A 19,216-nucleotide genomic window follows, 5' to 3' on the forward strand; every position below is an offset into this window, starting at 1 on the left:
TTATTTTAAAACTAAAGTGATAATTGATAAACCAAAACAGAATTGTTATCTCCTTTGGTGAGAATTTCATAACGGCCAGGCTCAATTTCTAAAATCTGAATTTCTGAACTCCCAAAAACAGGAAAAGCATTGATCAGTTCAGCGTCTTCATTAAATAAATAAATGTTCTGGCTTTGTTCATCAACCACAGAAATGAAAAGTTGTTCATTAAATTGATGTAATTGAGGCGTTAAATATAAGCCATAATCTAGCTTCAGTTTTTTATCATTAATATGTAATGTATTTTCAGAAAGAACGACGTAATTGCGATTATTAGCTGCAAAATGGTGACCATCATACCAATCTTCATCATTGAAATTCACTTTTCCTTCTTCTGAAACAGTCACTAATTGTCCTTCAGTATTCGTCCCTGCAAATTGATCATCATATCTGAAAAATTCGTTTTGTGAAGATTCAATTAATCTATCTTTTTTAACCCTAATATCTCCCACGCGATTCAAAATATAAACATCACTTTCTGTTTGTACAAGAATGTAATCTTTATTGCTAATGCGTATATGTTTGGGTGGATTTATAATTTTGTCATCACTCGCGTGATATTTAAATCCTTTGACGTTTTTCCCTTCCTTATCATACATCAACATATTGTTGTTTTGCGTCACAACAAAGCGATATTTTCCATTGTTGGCATAATCGTAAATCTGCAAACCTTGTGTGATGATGTCATTAAAAGACAAAGGAAAATGGCCGACGTCCTTTCCGTTTTTATCTAAAATGTAAAGTTTATTTTGTGTCACAAAAGCCATTTGAATTCTGGTGTTTTTGTAAATATCAAGCCATTGAATATCACCAACAATTTTGCTATCCAATTGTTTAGTCCATATTTTTTGACCTTTTGAACTCACCAAATGCAATTGATAATCTTCATCCTGAACCGCGATATCACGCTGTCTTGTTCGCCAATTAATAAAATACGACGGCGATGTGATCAAGTCTTTTTCAAACTTGATTCTATTGACTTTCAGATTGGAAGAAGAACCATTTTCAGTAGAACCAAAACTGAAATTGACATGTGTAAAACCCTTGTCATTGGTCAATTGAGCCAAACCAAACTTAAAAGATTCAGTTTTTAACGTCTTCCAAGATTTTTGATAAGCATCAGTTGATTTACCAGACAAATGAGATTTGAGATTTTCGTTTAAAAAACCAATTTGAACACTGTATGAAGAACGTAAATCATCGGCTGTTTCTTTATAATAGGAGGTTTTTGATAATATAGAATTATTCTTCAAGTTGACTAAAAGTGATTCTAATTGATCTAGCTTTTCAGCAAAAACAAAATGTCCTTGATGATTAACAACATAGTTGGTTTTAAGCTTAGGCAATAAAGGAGAAAAATGCTGAAATCCATCAAAATTATCAAGTTGATAAATATTTTCTCCTCTAAACTCTTCAACTTGAGTTTCTGTTTGCAAAAACTCTTCTTCAAAGCCAAGCACATCATCAGGTTTAAAATCTATCAGGTAATAATTATCAATTTTAATGATACCAAATTCAGCAGGATATTGACCTATGCGATGCTTAATAATATCGTCTGTATAACCTAGCTGTCTTCTCTTTTGTTGTAAATTTTTAAAGCTTTTAACTGAAAAGTTTACAAAATAGCTTGCGTTTAAAGGGACAATTTCTGCAAAATTTGAATTTTCAGTTGTATTCCCTTCAAGGGTTTCAAACTTTGAATGTTTATTTTCTTGTGAAATAACAACGCCGCTAGACCAAATCTTTTGAGTTTCAAGATCTGTATCTAAAACCATCCATTTCCCATAATTTTCATAATCGAAATCCAGCGATTGAAAATGAGATTTAGCCAATAAGTCAACATGATCAAGACTCACATAGATACTTAAATCTCGAGAACGACTTGCTTTTTTGGCTTTAAAAAAAGCTGAACCAAGGTCTAAATTGTTTTTAGAATTTCGAATAATATTTTCAAGTGTCAACTTTGAAGTACTGATCACTTGGTGACCTGATAATTCTGATAAATAAAAATCCTTTTGATCAATTTGAACTTTTTGAATAGCTATACCATCATAAGTTTCAGAAGATTTTTGTTCAATGACACCAGCTTTAAAAAATTCAGAAGTCGTGTTAACAATAAATGTAAAAGCAAAATCTTTTGTACCAATAGCAGAAATACTTAACAAACCAGATAACTTCGGATCAACAGATTGAAGTAAATCGAATTTATCTTTGAGGTCAACAATAAGTTTTGACTCCATATTTGAAGCCAAAAATTCATTCTGATTTAAGTTTTCATTTAAATCTTCTAGCGATTGAATATCAAAAACCAAAATACTTTTAAGCGGCAATAAATGATAGGAATCCGATGAAGTTGACTGTGAAGAATCTTGACAAGAAGCAACAATTAGAACAAGAAATAGAATTAATATTTTCTTCATAGCATAGACACCTTTACGATGAGCAAAGTTAACAAACTCAAGATTTATAAAGATAATAAAATGAATTTTTAAAGTTCCATTTTTAATTGCTCAGGTAATAATTTAAAACTCTGCCTGTGATACTTTGTGGAACCGTATTCAAGAATTGCTTTTCTGTGAGCTTGTGTCGGATAACCTTTGTTTTTATGCCAATCATAAACAGGAAACTCTTCTGAAATTCTCTGCATAAAATCATCTCTAGCCGTTTTAGCTAAAACTGAAGCCGCAGCAATATTCATGTATTTTGCATCTCCTTTAACGACGCATTGGTGTTTTAAATCTTTATAAGGTTTAAATTTATTTCCATCAACAGCAATAAACTCAGGTTGTGGTTTTAATTTTTCAACAGCTTTGTGCATTGCTAAAATTGACGCATTCAGAATATTAATTTCATCAATTTCATCCATCATCACATGAGCTATAGCATAAACAACAGCTTCTCTCTGAATAATTTCTCGCAAAATCAATCTTTTTTTCTCACTTAATTGTTTAGAATCATTGAGTAAATCATTTTTAAAATTGACTGGCAAAATCACAGCTGCCGCCGTTACTGGTCCCGATAAGCAACCTCTGCCTGCTTCATCTGTGCCGCATTCTATTAACTGATTTTGAAATTGTAATTTAAGCATCTCACAAATGTAAACATTTCAGAAAGTATTGGTTGTCTTTAAGTTATTTTTAGAAACGGCTTTCATGAAAAAATGATACTTTTGCGCTTGTAAATAGAAAGATGAGATTAGTCCTTATAACGTTTTTATTCCTTTTTGCATTAAGCGCATCTGCACAACGCAAGCTTACTGGTACTAGCTTGCCAGATACGAGACTTGGTGGCAAAAATAATAACGAAGAAGATAACAAAAAGAAAACCAAGGATGTAGAAACAGAAGTGGAAAGCTATAAAATCATTTCTATTGAAAATGATACAACCTACGTTGATACAAGCCTAACAATTCAGAAAGCTTACAAATACAACTATTTAAGGCGTGATGATTTTGGTTTGTTAGCTTTTCAGAATATCGGACAAACTTTCAATCGTCTTACTTACGATTTTGATGACCTATCAAATTCGCCGAAATTTGGAGCACGCGCCAGACATTTCAATTTCATGGAAGCCAAAGACATTAATTATTATCGTGTGCCAACGCCTTTTACTGAGCTTTACTTTAAAACAGTTTTCGAACAAGGTCAGAATGTTGATGCATTTTTCACAACTAACATTAAACCAAATGTCAATTTATCTATAGCTTACAAAGGTTTGCGCTCTTTAGGAAATTACCAAAATTCTCTCACGAGCACAGGTAATTTACGAATGACTTTAAATTACAACACAAAAAATGAGCGCTATTATGCCAAAACGCATTTTGTTGCTCAAGATTTGATGAACCAAGAAAACGGTGGTTTAACCGCTGAAGGTGAACGTCTATATATAGAAGAAATTCCAGAATATGATGAGCGTTCATCAGTTGCTGTACAATATCAAAATGCAGAAAATCAATTAGATGGCAAGCGCTTTTATCTTGATCATTTTTACAAATTAAAAGCAGGAGATTCATTAAGTCGATACGAGATAAGAATTAATCATCGCCTTAATTTTTCTGATAAAGAATACCGTTTCCAGCAGAAACAAGCCACTAATATTTATGGAGAAACTTATGAAAATAAAGATCTCTACAACGAAGTTGAATACCAATATATTAAAAACCAAGTTGGCGCCAGCTACTTTCAGCCAGATTTAGGGACTTTAGAAGGTTTTATCGAACATACTGATTATAATTATGGCTATCAATCTGTGGTTTTAAAAGACAATGAAATCATCCCAAACAGAATTAAAGAAGATGTTGTTGGTATTGGTGGAAAATATCAAAATCAAATTGCTGGGATTAAGCTTAAAGCTCAAGCTGTTTACAACCTTAGCGACAGCTTTGAAGGTTACGATTTAAAAGCTAATGCAGCTTACAAAATCGATTCTCTAAACAGCGTACAAGCCGGAATTAAATTAAATTCTGCTAGACCAAACTTCAATACTTTACTATTTCAAAACGATTATAAAAATTACAATTGGCATAATCCTGATTTTTCTAATATTGAAACACAAAGCCTTTCAGCATCGATTAATAGCGAGAAATTCGGAGATTATAAAGCAAGTTTAACGCAAATTAATAACTACACATATTTTGGTTTAATCGATAATCCAGATACTTCTTCTTCTATTGATTCATTGGTAAAACCTATGCAAAGCGGGAAAGAAGTGCGCTACTTTAAACTTCAAGCTTCTAAAGATTTTGAGCTTGGCAAGTTTGCATTGGCCAACGATGTGATTTACCAAAATGTTTTATCTGGCGAAAGTGCTTTTCATGTACCTGAATTCGTGACGAGACAATCAATCTATTATAAAGATTATTGGTTCCAAAAAGCTTTATACCTACAAACTGGTTTTACTTTTAATTATTTCACTGATTTTAAATCAGATGGATATGATCCCATTTTAGCTGAATTTTTTGTTACGAATCAAGATTTTAAAAGTTTTTACACACTTGATTTCTTTTTTAATGCTAAAGTGAGAACTGCACGACTGTATTTTAAATTAGAAAACTTCACAACATTATTGGAAGGCAATAACAACTTTGCTGCACCTCGACATCCATACCGTGATTTTGCGATACGCTTTGGAATCGTCTGGAATTTCTTTATGTAAAATTTCATTAAAACCATCCTTTTATTTGAAGCTTACAAGCTTTTAACCGTACTTTTGAAAATTGAGTTGATCTCAGCTTTTCTTCACATTTAAAATAAAGTATATGACAGGGAAAAAGTTGTTAATTATCGGTTTTGTTTGGCCTGAACCAAACTCTTCAGCTGCAGGAAGTCGGATGATGCAGTTGATTCGTCTTTTTTTATCTAAAAAATTTGAAATTATTTATGCTTCTCCCGCTAAAGATTCTGTACACGCTGAAGACTTATCGGATTATAAAATTCAAACACAACAGATTTCAGCTAACAACTCTGATTTTGATGATTATATAAAAAAACTCAATCCTAGTCATGTTCTTTTTGATCGTTTTATGATGGAGGAACAATTCGGTTGGCGAATCGCTGAAAATTGCCCAGATGCTATTCGGATTTTAGACACACAAGATTTACATTTCTTCAGAAAAGCACGTCAACGGGCTTATGAGCAAAAACAAAATTTCGTCAAATCTTCATTATTAACAGATGAAGCCAAAAGAGAAATTGCGTCGATGTATAGATCAGATTTAAGTTTGATTATTTCTCAAACTGAAATGCAACTTCTTATCAAGCATTTCAAAATAGACAAAAAACTCCTCCTCTATCTTCCTTTTCTGGTTGATCAGAAATTGATACAAAAAGAAAATCTTCCTGCTTTTGAAGAGCGTCAAGATTTTGTAAGTATCGGTAACTTTTTACATCCGCCTAATTTTGATAAAACAAAATTCTTAAAAGAAGAAATCTGGCCATTAATCAAGAAGAAATTACCAGAAGCAAGACTCTTTATTTACGGCGCTTATACATCACAAAAAGTCGAACAACTCCATCAACCTAAAGATGATTTTTACATTATGGGACGCGCTGCAGATGCCGTTGGCGTCATTAGAGAATCACGCGTTTTACTTGCTCCATTACGCTTTGGTGCTGGTTTAAAAGGAAAATTTATTGATGGGATGCGTGCAGGAACGCCAGCAATCACGACAATTATTGGTGCAGAAGGTATTTGCGGAGACTTGCCATGGTGTGGCGAAATAGCGAATGAACCTCAACTGATTGCTGAACAAGCTGTCAAACTTTATACAAATAAAAAAAGATGGACTTTAGCTCAAAAAAATGGATTCCAGATTCTTGAAAAACGTTTTAAAGCAAGCACTTTTAAAAGTATCTTTTTTAAACGTTTAAACAAGCTTGAGAAAGAGCTTAGTCAAAACAGGCAAGAGAATTTTGTTGGACAAATGTTGATGCACCACAGCCATCAAAGCACAAAATACATGTCTAGATGGATAGAAGAGAAAAATAAGAAGAAGTGAAATTTACTTTTTCTTAAAGAATAAAGCGAGTATTGCTGACCAAAACACGCCTGTTGCTAAATTGCCAAACATGGCTTGCTTTGATAATGAATTCATGTTATACAAACTTTTTGCAGAATCTTCTTCCATGCCTTTGCCGACACCTTGTTCAATTGCAGTTGTTACAAAATCTGGCGAAACGAATTCCGTTAATGCGTAAACAATCACAGGTGATAAAGCTGCGATAAGAACAGAAAGAACAACACCTGAGAAAAAAGCTTTACGCCACTCGATATTGCCATCAAAAAACTTTTCGCTTTTTTCTCTCATATTAAAATAAGTGACAGCAACTTGAGGAACAACCATAATCATGCTGTAAACCGCATAACGAGAAGCACCACTTGAGTGCCACCCAAAGGCTTTCTCTGCATATAACCAAAGAAAATTGAGCAATGTATAAAACATTGCCCATTTGAATTCTATTCTAAAATTTTTCAATTTTATAAATTTTAATGGTTTTTTAAAACCCACTCACCACGCGAAAGCAATGGTTCTGCTTGTTTGTATTTAACTGTTTTTTCTTCGCCATTAACAACATTCTTGATCGTTACCCTTTCATTTCTTCCTATCTTAGGTTGGTCACGCGTAATCGTTTCAGTCACAGGTTGACGCTGACTTGCTTGCTCGCCAGCTTGTCTGTTTTGTGACGCCTGCTGATTCAGGTTCTGAACATCATCTTTTTGTGTTTTTAGCTTTTGTTTTGGCTTTTGCTCTTTAGCTTCCTGAATGTTCTTTTCTGGATTTCCTTGCGGAATTTCTCCTTTAAATAAGAAGCTAATCACTTCTTTATTGACATCTTCGATCATCATTTTAAAAAGCTCTAAAGCTTCAAACTTGTAAATGAGAAGTGGATCTTTTTGCTCGTGAACAGCTAATTGAACGCTTTGCTTAAGCTCATCCATTTTACGCAAATGGTTTTTCCAAGCTTCATCAATAATCGCTAAACTGATATTTTTTTCAAAATCTTTAATCAGTTCTTTTCCTTCTGTTTCATAAGATTTCTCAAGATTTGTGACAACTTGAAGTGTTTTCTGACCATCGGTAAATGGCACAGCTATACGCTCAAACTTCTGACCTTCATTTTCATGAACTTGCTTGATCACAGGGAAAGCTTCTTCAGCATTACGCGACATTTTATCTTGGTAATGAGCGTAAGCTTCTTTGTATATTTTAGCAATTAACTTTTGAGTCGACTCTTTTTCAAATTCTTTTTCTGTAATTGAAGAACTTAGAGAGAAAAATCTGATTAATTCAAACTCAAAATTACTAAAGTCATTTTGCATTTTGTTTGAATTCACAATCGCTTCAGTGGTGTCGTAAATCATGTTTGCAACATCAATTCTTAGACGATCACCAAATAATGCATTGTAACGACGCTTGTAGATCACTTCACGTTGCGCGTTCATCACATCATCATATTCTAGTAAACGCTTACGAATACCGAAGTTATTTTCTTCAACTTTACGTTGAGCACGCTCAATAGATTTTGAAATCATCGAATGCTGAATCACCTCGCCTTCTTCTAAGCCCATTCTATCCATCAATTTGGCAATACGCTCACTACCAAATTTACGCATAAGACTATCTTCAAGAGAAACGTAAAACTGTGAACTTCCTGGATCACCTTGACGACCAGCACGACCTCTCAACTGTCTGTCAACACGACGCGAATCGTGACGTTCAGTACCAATAATTGCTAAACCACCTGCATCTTTAACTTCTTTAGAAAGTTTAATATCGGTACCACGACCAGCCATGTTTGTTGCAATTGTGACAACACCACTGTTACCAGCTTCAGCAACAACATCAGCTTCTCTTTTATGTAATTTCGCATTCAGGACATTGTGTTTCACATTTCTGATTTTCAGCATTCGACTGAGTAATTCAGAAATTTCAACTGATGTTGTCCCGATCAAAACAGGTCTCCCTTGCTCTGATAAGTTAACAACCTCTTCAATGATTGCGTTATATTTTTCTCTTATTGTTTTATAAACTTTGTCTTGTCTGTCGTCACGAGCGATAGGTCTATTTGTTGGAATCTCAACAACATCTAACTCATAAATTTCCCAGAACTCACCAGCTTCAGTCACGGCGGTACCTGTCATACCAGAAAGTTTGTTGTACATTCTGAAGTAATTCTGAAGTGTAACTGTTGCGAAGGTTTGTGTTGCATCTTCAATTTTGACATTTTCTTTTGCCTCGATTGCCTGGTGCAAACCATCAGAGTAACGACGGCCATCCATGATACGACCTGTTTGCTCATCGACAATCTTAACTTTATTGTCCATGACAACGTATTCTGTATCTTTTTCAAATAAAGTGTAGGCTTTTAAAAGCTGATTCATCGTGTGAATACGCTCACTTTTAATACTGAAATCGCGGTAGAGTTCTTCTTTCTTTTCTGCTTCTTCTTCTTTAGAAAGGCCTTCGCTTTCAATTTTTGCGATTTCCATTCCTATTTCTGGCATCACAAAGAAGTTATCATCATCTCCGCCAGATAGGTAATCGATTCCTTTATCTGTTAAGTCAATTTGATTTGACTTTTCTTCAATCGTGAAATATAAATCTGCATCAACTTTATGCATCTCACGATTGTTATCTTGCATGTAATGATTTTCAGTTTTCTGAAGAAGTTGCTTTACACCTTCTTCACTCAAAAACTTAATCAGTGCTTTATTTTTCGGTAAACCTCTGAATACACGGAGTAACAAAAATCCGCCTTCTTTAGTTTCACCAGCTTTGATTAATTTTTTTGCATCAGCTAAGACTTTAATCAAATGTTGGCGTTGCGCTTCAACAATTTTAGCAACTGGAGGTTTTAAATTATCAAATTCGTGAACATCACCTTTTGGCACAGGTCCAGAAATAATTAAAGGTGTTCTTGCTTCATCGACTAAAACGGAGTCGACCTCATCGACAATCGCAAAGTTGTGCGGACGCTGAACCAAATCATCTGGCGAGTGACTCATGTTGTCACGTAAATAATCAAAACCAAATTCGTTGTTTGTTCCGTAAGCGATATCTGCATTATAAGCCTGACGACGCTCTTCTGAATTTGGTCTGTAATAATCAATACAAGCAACACTTAAGCCATGAAATTCGAAAATTGGTGCCATCCATGCGCTATCACGTTTCGCCAAATAATCGTTGACTGTGACAAGGTGAACGCCATTTCCGGTTAAAGCATTCAGATACATCGGTAATGTTGCCACTAAGGTTTTACCTTCACCTGTTTGCATCTCTGCAATTTTGCCCTGATGCATTGCAATACCACCGATGAGCTGCACATCATAGTGAACCATATCCCAAGTTACTGGTTTACCAGCAGCATCCCAAGAGTTGCTCCACATGGCATCATCTCCATCTAAGGTTATATAATCTTTTTGAGCAGATAATGCTCTATCGAATTCAGAAGCAGTGACTTTTAAAGTTTCGTTATCACAAAATCTTTTTGCAGTTTCTTTGACAGTCGCAAAAGCTTCAGGTAGAATTTCGTTTAAAACCTCTTCAGAAATTTTATAAGCCTCATCTTTCAGTTGATCAATTTGACTAAAAAAGCTTTCTTTATCATCGATATCTTCTTCAGCCTCAGCCTGCTTTTTCAGCTCATCTTGCCTGGCAGTATTTTCAGCTAAAGCTTCTTTTATTTTCCCTTTAAATTCAATTGTTTTTCCTCTCAGCTCATCTAAAGTCAGCGCTTCATATTCTTTTTCGAGGGATTTAATTTTGTTGACGATAGGCGTGATGCTTTTCAGATCTTTTTTCGTCTTATCACCAACAAATATTTTTAATACAGAGTCTAATACACCCATAACTTGTTTAAAAAATTAATAATTCAAAGGTAGTGAAAAAAAAAAGTCCCTTTAGGAGACTTTTAGTGCTTTTATATGAAAAATACTGTTAATATTCATCTTCATTCCACAGGTAATCTTCGTCTGTGGGATAATCAGGCCATATTTCTTCGATTGAGTCGTAAGTATCACCTTCATCTTCGATTGATTGAAGATTTTCTACAACCTCCAAAGGTGCGCCAGTTCTGATAGCGTAATCAATCAATTCATCTTTGGTTGCTGGCCAAGGCGCGTCACTCAAGTACGATGCTAATTCTAATGTCCAATACATCTTTTAAGTCGTTTTAAATTTTTGCAAATGTAATTTTTTTATTGTAACAAGCAAACATTTTACTCTTTATTTCTTCTTTGATTATCAGGAAATTAGAGTTGATGCTTTAACTTCAAAAAAGTACTAAATCACAAAGCTTAACTTGTTATCTCTTTTTTAAGAATCAAGTTTTTCGGGTATCCATTGTGTTTCTTTGACGTTAAGATCGTCTGCTGTTTTTCGTGAAACCACAAAAATATAATCTGACAAACGGTTGAGATACTGTAAAACCTCTTCATCAAAAGCTTCAATCTCATGCAAAGCTGCGGCATTTCGTTCAGCACGACGACAAACACATCGCGCAATATGACTTTGAGAAACGGCTTTGTGTCCACCTGGCAAAACAAAATGCGTCATTGGTGGTAAAGTTTCATTCATTTCATCAATGCGTTTTTCAAGATATTCGATATCCTTTGCTGTGATGCGCGGGATGTTTAAACGATCTTTTCCGCTTTTTAATTTTGCTTTTTTGGGATCGGTTGCCAAGATTGCGCCTAAGGTAAAAAGCTTATCTTGAATGAGTTCAATATCTTTTTTGATCTGTGCATTCACTTCACAATCACGCAACATGCCTAAGTTGGCATTCAGCTCATCTACGGTACCGTAACTTTCTATTCTGATATGATGTTTTGGAACACGCGAGCCGCCAAAAAGAGCTGTTGTTCCTTTATCACCAGTTTTTGTATAAATTTTCATGATTCTTTTTCTTTGCGTTTTTCAGAAATGTTTTCTCTAAAATTTCGTTTTGACCTGCGATCACGTTTGCTTTTATTTCTCTTGTTATTCAAAATAACCAAAAGAAATAAAACAGCTAAAATAATAATGACAATAACGAATTGCATTGTCGGTGAAAAATCCTCTAACATTTCAAGATAATTTTTGCTCTAAAATACAAAAAATGCTCAGACTCTTATTGTAAAATGTTCTTTTGCTTGTTCTTTTCTAAAAAAAACAAAACCCCACTGAAAAGTATCTATGCTAACTGTCACTTCCTTTGATTGACAAATTTCATCCCAAGCTTTTTCCATGCCTTTTGACCAATGGATATCGTCAAAAATAAAAACAGAATCGTTGTGCTTATGCTTTAAAAGCTGGTTGAAATAGCTGATAGTTGCTTCATAATTATGATGACCATCAATGAAAATTAAATCAAATTTTTGTTCGCCAGAAAGTTCATTGATATAAGATTGAAAATCTGCATTCACGGATTTTATTTTATCTTGACAATCCATTTTTTTAAATAGTTGTTTTGCCCTATTTAGTGTGTTTGGACAAGCTTCAAGTGTGGTTAATTGAAGATTGTTTTCTAAACTTATTGCTAAACTTCCTAAACCTAAAGATGTGCCTAATTCAAGCGCTGTTTTGGAATTTAAATAATAGACAAAACGATTTAATAATCTGGCTCTTTTATAAGAAGCACCTACTCTGGCAGCAACTTTTTTGACTTGACGTTTGCTTGACTTAAAAACCTTTGAGCCAGCACCAAAATCTTCAACTTCAATAAAAGATTTATCATTTAAAAGTGATTTTTTAGCTTGCTTCCAGAGTTGATAAGCTTTGCGTTTTTTTTTATGATAAAAACATTTCGTGATCAACTGATATACAAATGGCGAATGTATGCCATGTTGATTCTTGGAACATCGAATGAATTTTAAATAAGCTTTGGCCTGATGAATCATTAATCAAGAGTTTGAATTAGGAAAACTATTAAAATTTGTTATTTTTATCATTCATCAAAGATAAATTAAAATAAAACTCGAAAACTGACATTGGTCATTTTATAATGCGAACTTGGGTCTTATTTTTGTCTTGTAATTCAAAAGCTATGATACCTAACTTATTAACTTTATTCGTGAATTGGAGCAATGGTGCTTTTATAATGACAGTCGTTTTTGGACTTGTCATCATCGGACTTGTTGCAGCTGTTTTAATTTTTATTAATAATAGCATTAAAAAAGAACAACGCGAAAAAGAATTACAAGAAAAAGAAGAAAGCAATTCGCTTAACGCATAATGTGTAGTTCGCATTATATTTCATGATAATAGGATTTTTTTTAGCACCAACTTTTAGTAGAGAGTTGGTGCTTTTTGTTTTAACTCTCAGACTTCATTGACAGCTCAAACCATTTTTCGGTTTTTTCTTCAATGTCTGATTCAATTTTCTGTAAATCGATTGATAATTCTTTGATTTTTTCTGGATTGAGATCTTCTAGGAATTTAGCTTCAAGCTTAGCTTTTTGACTTTCCAGTTTTTTGATATCACTTTCTAATCGCTTGTATTGTTTTTGTTCCTGATAAGTTAAAGTGACTTCAGTGGTTTTTGGTTTTTCTTGAACTTTCTTTTCAGCTTTTGGCTTTGCATAAGCTTCTTCTTGTTCAAGTTTTTTATAAGCACGATAATCAGAATAATTCCCTGGAAAATCAGAAATATCTTCATTTTCAAAAACAAAAAGGTGATCCACAATCTTGTCCATAAAGTAACGGTCGTGAGACACAACGATCAAACAACCTGGGAAATCGAGCAAGAATTGTTCAAGAACATTAAGTGTAATAATATCTAAATCATTGGTTGGCTCATCGAGAATTAAAAAATTCGGATTCTGAATTAAAACCGTACATAAATAAAGACGTTTACGTTCACCTCCACTTAACTTCTCAACAAAATCATATTGCTTTTTACGATCAAAAAGAAAACGTTCTAAAAGTTGTTGAGCAGAAATTTTTTGTCCTTTCTTGAGCGGAATATAATCACCGAATTCACGGATAACATCAATTACTTTTTGCTCTGGCTTGATCTTGATGCCGCCTTGTGTGTAATAACCAATTTTGATGGTTTCGCCAATGATAACTTTCCCTGAATCTGGCTCTTCCTGACCCGTCAAGATGTTTAGAAAAGTTGATTTTCCAGTTCCATTTTTACCAATAATACCGATGCGTTCTTGGCGCTTAAAAACATATTCAAAATTTGAAAAGAGCTCTTTTTCGCCATAAGCTTTTGAAATTTTGTGAAGTTCAATCACTTTTGAGCCAAGACGTTCCATATTAATTTCGAGACTGACTTTGTGTTCTTTGCGACGGTTAGTTGCACGTTCCTTGATATCATCAAAATTTTCTATTCGTGATTTTGATTTGGTCGTTCTCGCTTTTGGCTGACGACGCATCCAGTCAAGTTCAGATTTATAAAGTTGCTTTGCTTTTGCTAAGTTCGTCGCTTCAGTTTCCATACGATTAGCGCGATGCTCCACGTAATAAGCGTAATTTCCTTTATAAGAGTAGAGTTTTTGATCGTCCAATTCAATAATATGATTACAAACACGATCAAGGAAATAACGGTCGTGAGTCACCATAAAAAGCGTCAGGTTTTCTGATTTTAAATAATCTTCTAACCACTCAATCATCTCCAAATCCAGGTGGTTAGTTGGCTCATCAAGAATTAACAAATCTGGCCTATCCAGAATCAAATTTGTTAAAGCCAATCTTTTACGTTGGCCTCCAGATAAATCACTGACTTTTTGAGAAAGATCATCAAGTTTTAATTTGCTTAAAATTTGCTTGTAAGTCGTTTCAAAATCCCAAGCTTGCAAAGCCTCCATTTGGTCAAAAGCTTTTTGATAAACTTCAGTATCTTCAGGGTTATTTAATGCTTTTTCATAACGGTTAATCACTTGTAAAGTCTCGTTATCAGCAGCAAAAATACTTTCTTCAACTGTTAGCTGAGGATCTAAATTTGGTTCTTGAGGTAAGTAACCTACTTTAACATCATTTCTTTTAACAACCTGACCAGCATCGGGTTGATCAGCTCCTGCTATAATTTCTAAAAGGGAGGTTTTACCAGTTCCATTTTTAGCAATTAAAGCCATTTTCTGACCTTGATTAATTCCAAAAGATAAATTCTCAAACAAAACCAATGTTCCGTATGATTTATCAATATTTTCTACTGAAAGTAAAGCAGCACTTGTTTCCACAGCTCGATTTATTTTTGCACGAAAATACTTTAATTTAACCGAATACAGCACTTTTATGACTTCAGTTCAAATGAGATAAAGAAATTTTTTATAAAAATTAAAAGAATCAAATTGTCATTTTATTTATTCATCGTAATATTGCAATATATAATTTAATGATGGGAATTACCAAGAAAGATTTATTTACAAAACATCAAAATGAGTTTGCGCAAATTGCCAAAGTTTTTGGACATCCAGCGCGTTTGGCAATTATTGAATATTTATTAGAAACCAAAACTTGTATTTGTGGCGATTTGGTTGAAGAACTTGGCCTAGCACAAGCAACAATCAGTCAACATTTACGCGAGTTAAAAAAAACTGGCATTATACAAGGCACAATTGAAGGCACATCGGTTTGCTATTGCATCGAACCAAAAAAATGGGAAGAAACCAAGAATTTATTTATCGCCTTATTTGATAAATATCCTTCAACTGCAGAGAAAAATTGCTGTTAAAAACAAAAATATAGAAAGATGACATTATCAGAAGTTAAACAGAATTTAGAAAAAATAGATCAACTTATTTTTAAACGTCCTGACGGGAAAATTGTTCCTGAACATTTTCATGTCACTGAAATAGGAGAAATCAATAGAAAATTTATCGATTGTGGTGGCACTTTAAGAGATGAAAAACATGTGAATTTCCAATTATGGAGCGCTGAGGATGTTGAGCATCGCTTGCAACCCAAAAAACTGAGAAACATTATCAAGCTTGCCAAACGCCAATTGAGCATCGATGATACTTTAGAAGTCAAGGTTGAGTACCAAGGTGACACGATTGGAATCTACAGTCTTGAGTTTGATGGAGAATTTTTTCATTTAAAATCAACTTTAACTGACTGTTTAGCAAAAGACAAATGCGGCATTCCTGAACTTCAACCTGAAAATGCATGTGATCCAAATTCTGGTTGCTGCTAAATTTATTTTATGGGAAAGTTTGAAAAATATTTAAGCCTTTGGGTTTTAGCTTGCATTGCGATTGGGATTTTTTTAGGCTATTTAGCAGGTGATTCTATTGCCTTTTTGAGTGATCTAGAAGTTGCAAAGGTTAATTTGCCTGTTGCGATTTTGGTTTGGATGATGATTTACCCAATGATGGTTCAAATTGATTTTTCCTCACTTAAAAATGTGACCAAAAATGCAAAAGGTATAGGCTTAACCTTGGTTGTGAATTGGCTGATTAAGCCTTTTAGCATGGCTTTCTTTGCATGGTTATTTTTAGATCAAATCTTTCAAGCTTTTCTCTCGCCAACTGAAGCTTCTGAATACATTGCAGGAGCCATTATACTTGGAGCTGCGCCATGTACCGCAATGGTTTTTGTGTGGTCGTATTTAACCAAAGGTGACGCCAATTATACTTTAGTTCAAGTTTCGCTCAACGACTTAATTTTAGTGGTGGCTTTTATACCAATTGTTAAGTTTTTGCTTGGTGTTACTGATGTAGAAATTCCTTATGATACTTTGTTGTACTCGGTCTTTATTTTTGTAGTTATTCCGCTTTTATCTGGTTATTTATCAAATAAATTATTGATTCAGAAATATGGAAAAGAATGGTTTGAGAAAAGGTTTTTACCAAAGCTAAAACCAGTTTCAATTCTGGCACTTCTCACAACATTAATTTTACTTTTTGCTTTTCAAGGAGAAAGAATTATCGCAAAACCATTCCATATTTTACTGATTGCAGTTCCGCTGACGCTTCAGACTTATTTTATCTTTTTCTTGGCTTGGTTTGCAGGTCGCTTTATGAAGTTAAAACATCAGATTTGTGCACCCTCTGCTTTAATTGGTGCGAGCAACTTTTTTGAACTTGCTGTAGCTGTGGCTATTTCATTATTTGGGCTTAATTCGGGCGCTTCTTTAGCCACGGTTGTCGGCATCTTAATTGAAGTTCCGGTGATGCTATCGCTAGTATGGTTAGCCAACAAATGGCGTTATTAATCACAACTTAATATCGTATTGTTTTAATTTATTGTAAAGCGTTGATCTATCGATATCCAGTGCTTTGGCAACTTTAGATTTGTTGTAGCGTTGTTTTTCTAGCTCTTCTAAAATCAGCTGTTTCTCTTGATGCTCCTTTGCATCTTTGAGGTTGACTTTTGGCTGTTCTTTTTCCAAAATAGCTTGTGGTAGATGCGCTTCAAGAATTTCACCATCTTGTGCTAAAAGAACTGCACGCTTCATTAAGTTTTTGAGTTCACGTAAATTTCCTGGCCAATCGTAATAAGACAATCTTTCTATGAGTTTAATAGAAATTCGAGGAATAGCTTTGTTTAATTCTTGACTTGCAATTTTGATAAAGAACTTAACAAATTCTTCGAAATCTTCAGGTCGATTTCTCAAAGATGGTGTTGTGAGTTCAAATTCATTAAGGCGGTGATATAAATCTAATCGAAAAATATTATCATCTATCGCGGATTGAAGCATTTCGTTGGTTGCTGCAATAACACGCACATCAATCTTGATGTCTTTAGTATCACCAACTCGTCTGATGCTTTGTTCTTGTAAAACTCTTAAAAGTTTCACTTGTGTTTCGTAGGCTAAGTTTCCGATTTCATCTAGAAACAAAGTTCCTCCATTTGCATATTCAAACTGACCAACTTTATCATGCGTTGCGCCTGTAAAAGCACCCTTCACATGACCAAACAATTCACTTGAAGCGATATTTTCTGGTAAAGCACCACAATCGACGGCAACAAACTTTTTATTGGCGCGCTCAGAATGATCGTGAATATATTGTGCAACATATTCTTTACCAGTTCCGCTTTCACCCGTAATAAGAACAGACATTGTTGTTGGCGCGACTTGTTTTGCAAATTGCCATAATTGAATCGCTTTCGCATTGACACCTTTAATCAAAGAAGTTTCATCAGCTGATTGCTGCGTCTGCTCTTTTTCTTTCTGTGTGTTTTCTTTTTTAAAATTTGATTGCGACTCTTTTTCTTTATTCTCCAAAGCTTTTTGAATCACAATTTTAAATTCGTCAGGGATAATCGGTTTCGAAATAAACTCAAAAGCGCCAAGTTTAATAGACTTTACAGCCGTACGAATGTCTGAGTAGTTTGTGATAAGAATAACAGGAACTTCAGGATGGTTTTTTTTAAGATTTTCAATAACGGTTAACCCATCAGAGTTTGGTAATTTATAATCAGTGATCACGAGATCAAAAGTTGTTTGATCAATTAATTTCAATGCCGATTCAGCATTGGTTTCTGTTGAAACTTCATAATTAAAACGCTTTAAGTAGTTGCTTAATGTTTTGATAAAAAAAGCATCATCATCAATGAGGAGAATATGTTTCACAAACAGGATTTTAGACAAATTTAAACAAAGTGATGAATTAAGACACACAAAACTTCGTTAACAAAAAAAGGGACTGTCACAAGTGACAGCCCCTAGGGAACCAAAACTAAATTAAGCTTATTGTTTTTCGCCTTTAGCGTTATAAGTTACTTCTGCTTGTTGATCTTCAACTTCAAGAATAAACTTATACTCTATCTGAGCTTCGCCTGTTGTAATTTCATGGATTTCAACAATGCTTTCCTCAGTATAACCGTCAGCCTTGAAGGCATCTTGTACAATTTGCGGAACTTCGTTTAACTCAATAACTCTTTGATTTTGGATAAAGTTTTCATAAGAGTTGGTCGGCACTTCTGTTGCAGTGTTTGCATGGCTAATTCCGATAGTAATGGCTGCAAAAAATGCAGTAAGGACTAATTTTTTCATAATAATAGGATTTATAGGTTAAATAGGTTGTTGTGGTTTCTTTTGTTGTGCGCTGAAATCAATCAGCTTTTTTAATCTTTCGTCAAGGCATCATAAGACTTCTCAACTTCTTTTCCTTCAATTTCTAAAAGGAACTTGTACTCTGTTAAACCTCTACCTGTTTTTACGGCAGTGATTTCTTTGATTTGATCCTCCTTCAAGCCATCAGCTTTAAAAGCATCTTTGACATTTTGAGGAACATCTTTAAATTCTACTTTTTTCTCATTTTGAAAAGTCGATTCAATTGTAACATCAACTGGTTGAGTTAATGTATTTGCATTGGCGACTCCTATTGTTGCGGCTGCAAAAACTGCAGTTAAAATGATCTTTTTCATAATTAATAATTTTTAATGTGTGTTGTGAGTAAGTTGTTGAAAATGAGCTATACTAACAGCTCATTAACATTACTTTGTTTGAGCTTTGTAAGAAATCTCTGATTTCTGTCCGTCAACTTCTAATAAAAATTTGTACTCCGTTAAGCCTTCGCCAGAATCAATTTCCCAAACCTTGAGAACGTCTTCTTCTTTGTACCCATCTTGCATAAAAGCATTTTGGACGGCTTCTGGAACTTCGCTAAACTTAATTTCTTTCTCGTTTTGAAGTGTTGCTTCTTGAGTCGTTTCAGCGTGATCTACAATAGTATTCGCTTGAGACAAGCCGATCGAAGCGGCTGCTAAAACAGCAGTAAAAACTAACTTTTTCATAACAATTTTTTT

At 34.1% G+C, this 19,216-nt stretch carries 18 protein-coding genes; 6 read left to right on the top strand and 12 right to left on the bottom strand.

The genetic code is table 11. The annotated features are described in order from the left end of the window. Positions 1 to 11: 11 nt before the first annotated feature. Entirely contained in the window at positions 12 to 2,459 is a 2,448-nt protein-coding gene (locus BLV84_RS10195; RefSeq protein WP_093244603.1) for a hypothetical protein, read from the bottom strand. A 68-nt stretch (positions 2,460 to 2,527) separates the two neighbouring features. Further along, entirely contained in the window at positions 2,528 to 3,127 is a 600-nt protein-coding gene (locus tag BLV84_RS10200; RefSeq protein ID WP_093244606.1) for a ribonuclease HII, read from the bottom strand. 101 nt (positions 3,128 to 3,228) lie between these two features. On the opposite strand from BLV84_RS10200, the gene BLV84_RS10205 reads away from it, so the two are divergent. Together BLV84_RS10205 and BLV84_RS10210 are read left to right on the top strand one after the other, a co-directional pair. Continuing rightward, a complete protein-coding gene (locus BLV84_RS10205) occupies positions 3,229 to 5,193 on the top strand; it encodes a putative porin (RefSeq protein ID WP_093244608.1) in 1,965 nt (654 codons plus the stop codon). 103 nt (positions 5,194 to 5,296) lie between these two features. Further along, a complete protein-coding gene (locus BLV84_RS10210) occupies positions 5,297 to 6,535 on the top strand; it encodes a glycosyltransferase (protein WP_093244611.1) in 1,239 nt (412 codons plus the stop codon). 3 nt (positions 6,536 to 6,538) lie between these two features. Here the strand turns inward: BLV84_RS10210 and BLV84_RS10215 are convergent, their stop codons facing one another. The 5 genes from BLV84_RS10215 to BLV84_RS10235 form a co-directional block, all read right to left on the bottom strand. Continuing rightward, positions 6,539 to 7,012 carry a DUF4199 domain-containing protein gene (locus tag BLV84_RS10215; RefSeq protein WP_143521351.1) on the bottom strand — a complete coding sequence of 158 codons (474 nt, stop codon included), beginning with the start codon at positions 7,010 to 7,012 and terminating at the stop codon, positions 6,539 to 6,541. 11 nt (positions 7,013 to 7,023) lie between these two features. Next, complete coding sequence (secA, locus tag BLV84_RS10220) at positions 7,024 to 10,386, bottom strand: preprotein translocase subunit SecA (protein WP_093244617.1); 3,363 nt, start codon at positions 10,384 to 10,386, stop codon at positions 7,024 to 7,026. 88 nt (positions 10,387 to 10,474) lie between these two features. Next, positions 10,475 to 10,696, bottom strand: coding sequence for a DUF2795 domain-containing protein (locus tag BLV84_RS10225; protein WP_073193496.1), 222 nt, complete (start codon positions 10,694 to 10,696; stop codon positions 10,475 to 10,477). Between the two features lie 156 nt (positions 10,697 to 10,852). Next, the gene (locus tag BLV84_RS10230) at positions 10,853 to 11,431 is read right to left on the bottom strand and encodes a cob(I)yrinic acid a,c-diamide adenosyltransferase (protein ID WP_093244620.1); all 579 of its coding nucleotides are present in this window, start codon (positions 11,429 to 11,431) and stop codon (positions 10,853 to 10,855) included. A 206-nt stretch (positions 11,432 to 11,637) separates the two neighbouring features. After that, positions 11,638 to 12,414, bottom strand: a complete 777-nt coding sequence (locus tag BLV84_RS10235) for an O-methyltransferase (RefSeq protein ID WP_093244623.1) — start codon at positions 12,412 to 12,414, stop codon at positions 11,638 to 11,640. 146 nt (positions 12,415 to 12,560) lie between these two features. Here BLV84_RS10235 and BLV84_RS10240 point away from each other — a divergent pair, with 146 nt between their 5' ends. Continuing rightward, positions 12,561 to 12,749: a hypothetical protein gene (locus BLV84_RS10240; RefSeq protein WP_093244626.1), complete on the top strand. Its 189-nt coding sequence runs from the start codon at positions 12,561 to 12,563 to the stop codon at positions 12,747 to 12,749. A 79-nt stretch (positions 12,750 to 12,828) separates the two neighbouring features. Here the strand turns inward: BLV84_RS10240 and BLV84_RS10245 are convergent, their stop codons facing one another. Continuing rightward, on the bottom strand, positions 12,829 to 14,700 hold the full coding sequence (locus tag BLV84_RS10245; RefSeq protein ID WP_234953135.1) for an ABC-F family ATP-binding cassette domain-containing protein: 1,872 nt from the start codon (positions 14,698 to 14,700) through the stop codon (positions 12,829 to 12,831). 158 nt (positions 14,701 to 14,858) lie between these two features. Here BLV84_RS10245 and BLV84_RS10250 point away from each other — a divergent pair, with 158 nt between their 5' ends. The 3 genes from BLV84_RS10250 to arsB are packed head-to-tail and all read left to right on the top strand — an operon-like array spanning position 14,859 to position 16,676. Then, positions 14,859 to 15,194 carry an ArsR/SmtB family transcription factor gene (locus tag BLV84_RS10250; protein WP_093244629.1) on the top strand — a complete coding sequence of 112 codons (336 nt, stop codon included), beginning with the start codon at positions 14,859 to 14,861 and terminating at the stop codon, positions 15,192 to 15,194. 18 nt (positions 15,195 to 15,212) lie between these two features. Beyond that, complete coding sequence (locus BLV84_RS10255) at positions 15,213 to 15,656, top strand: DUF6428 family protein (RefSeq protein ID WP_093244632.1); 444 nt, start codon at positions 15,213 to 15,215, stop codon at positions 15,654 to 15,656. Positions 15,657 to 15,665: 9 nt separating this feature from the next. Beyond that, positions 15,666 to 16,676, top strand: coding sequence for an ACR3 family arsenite efflux transporter (gene arsB / locus BLV84_RS10260; RefSeq protein ID WP_093244634.1), 1,011 nt, complete (start codon positions 15,666 to 15,668; stop codon positions 16,674 to 16,676). On the opposite strand, the gene BLV84_RS10265 is transcribed toward arsB, so the two are convergent. The 4 genes from BLV84_RS10265 to BLV84_RS10280 form a co-directional block, all read right to left on the bottom strand. Further along, positions 16,677 to 18,038, bottom strand: a complete 1,362-nt coding sequence (locus tag BLV84_RS10265) for a sigma-54-dependent transcriptional regulator (RefSeq protein WP_093244728.1) — start codon at positions 18,036 to 18,038, stop codon at positions 16,677 to 16,679. Between the two features lie 117 nt (positions 18,039 to 18,155). Then, positions 18,156 to 18,461 carry a hypothetical protein gene (locus BLV84_RS10270; protein WP_093244637.1) on the bottom strand — a complete coding sequence of 102 codons (306 nt, stop codon included), beginning with the start codon at positions 18,459 to 18,461 and terminating at the stop codon, positions 18,156 to 18,158. 71 nt (positions 18,462 to 18,532) lie between these two features. Continuing rightward, positions 18,533 to 18,835 carry a hypothetical protein gene (locus tag BLV84_RS10275; RefSeq protein WP_093244640.1) on the bottom strand — a complete coding sequence of 101 codons (303 nt, stop codon included), beginning with the start codon at positions 18,833 to 18,835 and terminating at the stop codon, positions 18,533 to 18,535. Positions 18,836 to 18,904: 69 nt separating this feature from the next. Further along, positions 18,905 to 19,204 (bottom strand): hypothetical protein, encoded by a 300-nt coding sequence (locus BLV84_RS10280; RefSeq protein WP_093244643.1) that lies wholly within the window; start codon positions 19,202 to 19,204, stop codon positions 18,905 to 18,907. Between the last annotated feature and the right edge of the window lie 12 nt (positions 19,205 to 19,216).

Origin of the sequence: Psychroflexus halocasei (assembly GCF_900107595.1) — a bacterium.
In the GTDB taxonomy this organism is placed as follows: domain Bacteria; phylum Bacteroidota; class Bacteroidia; order Flavobacteriales; family Flavobacteriaceae; genus Psychroflexus; species Psychroflexus halocasei.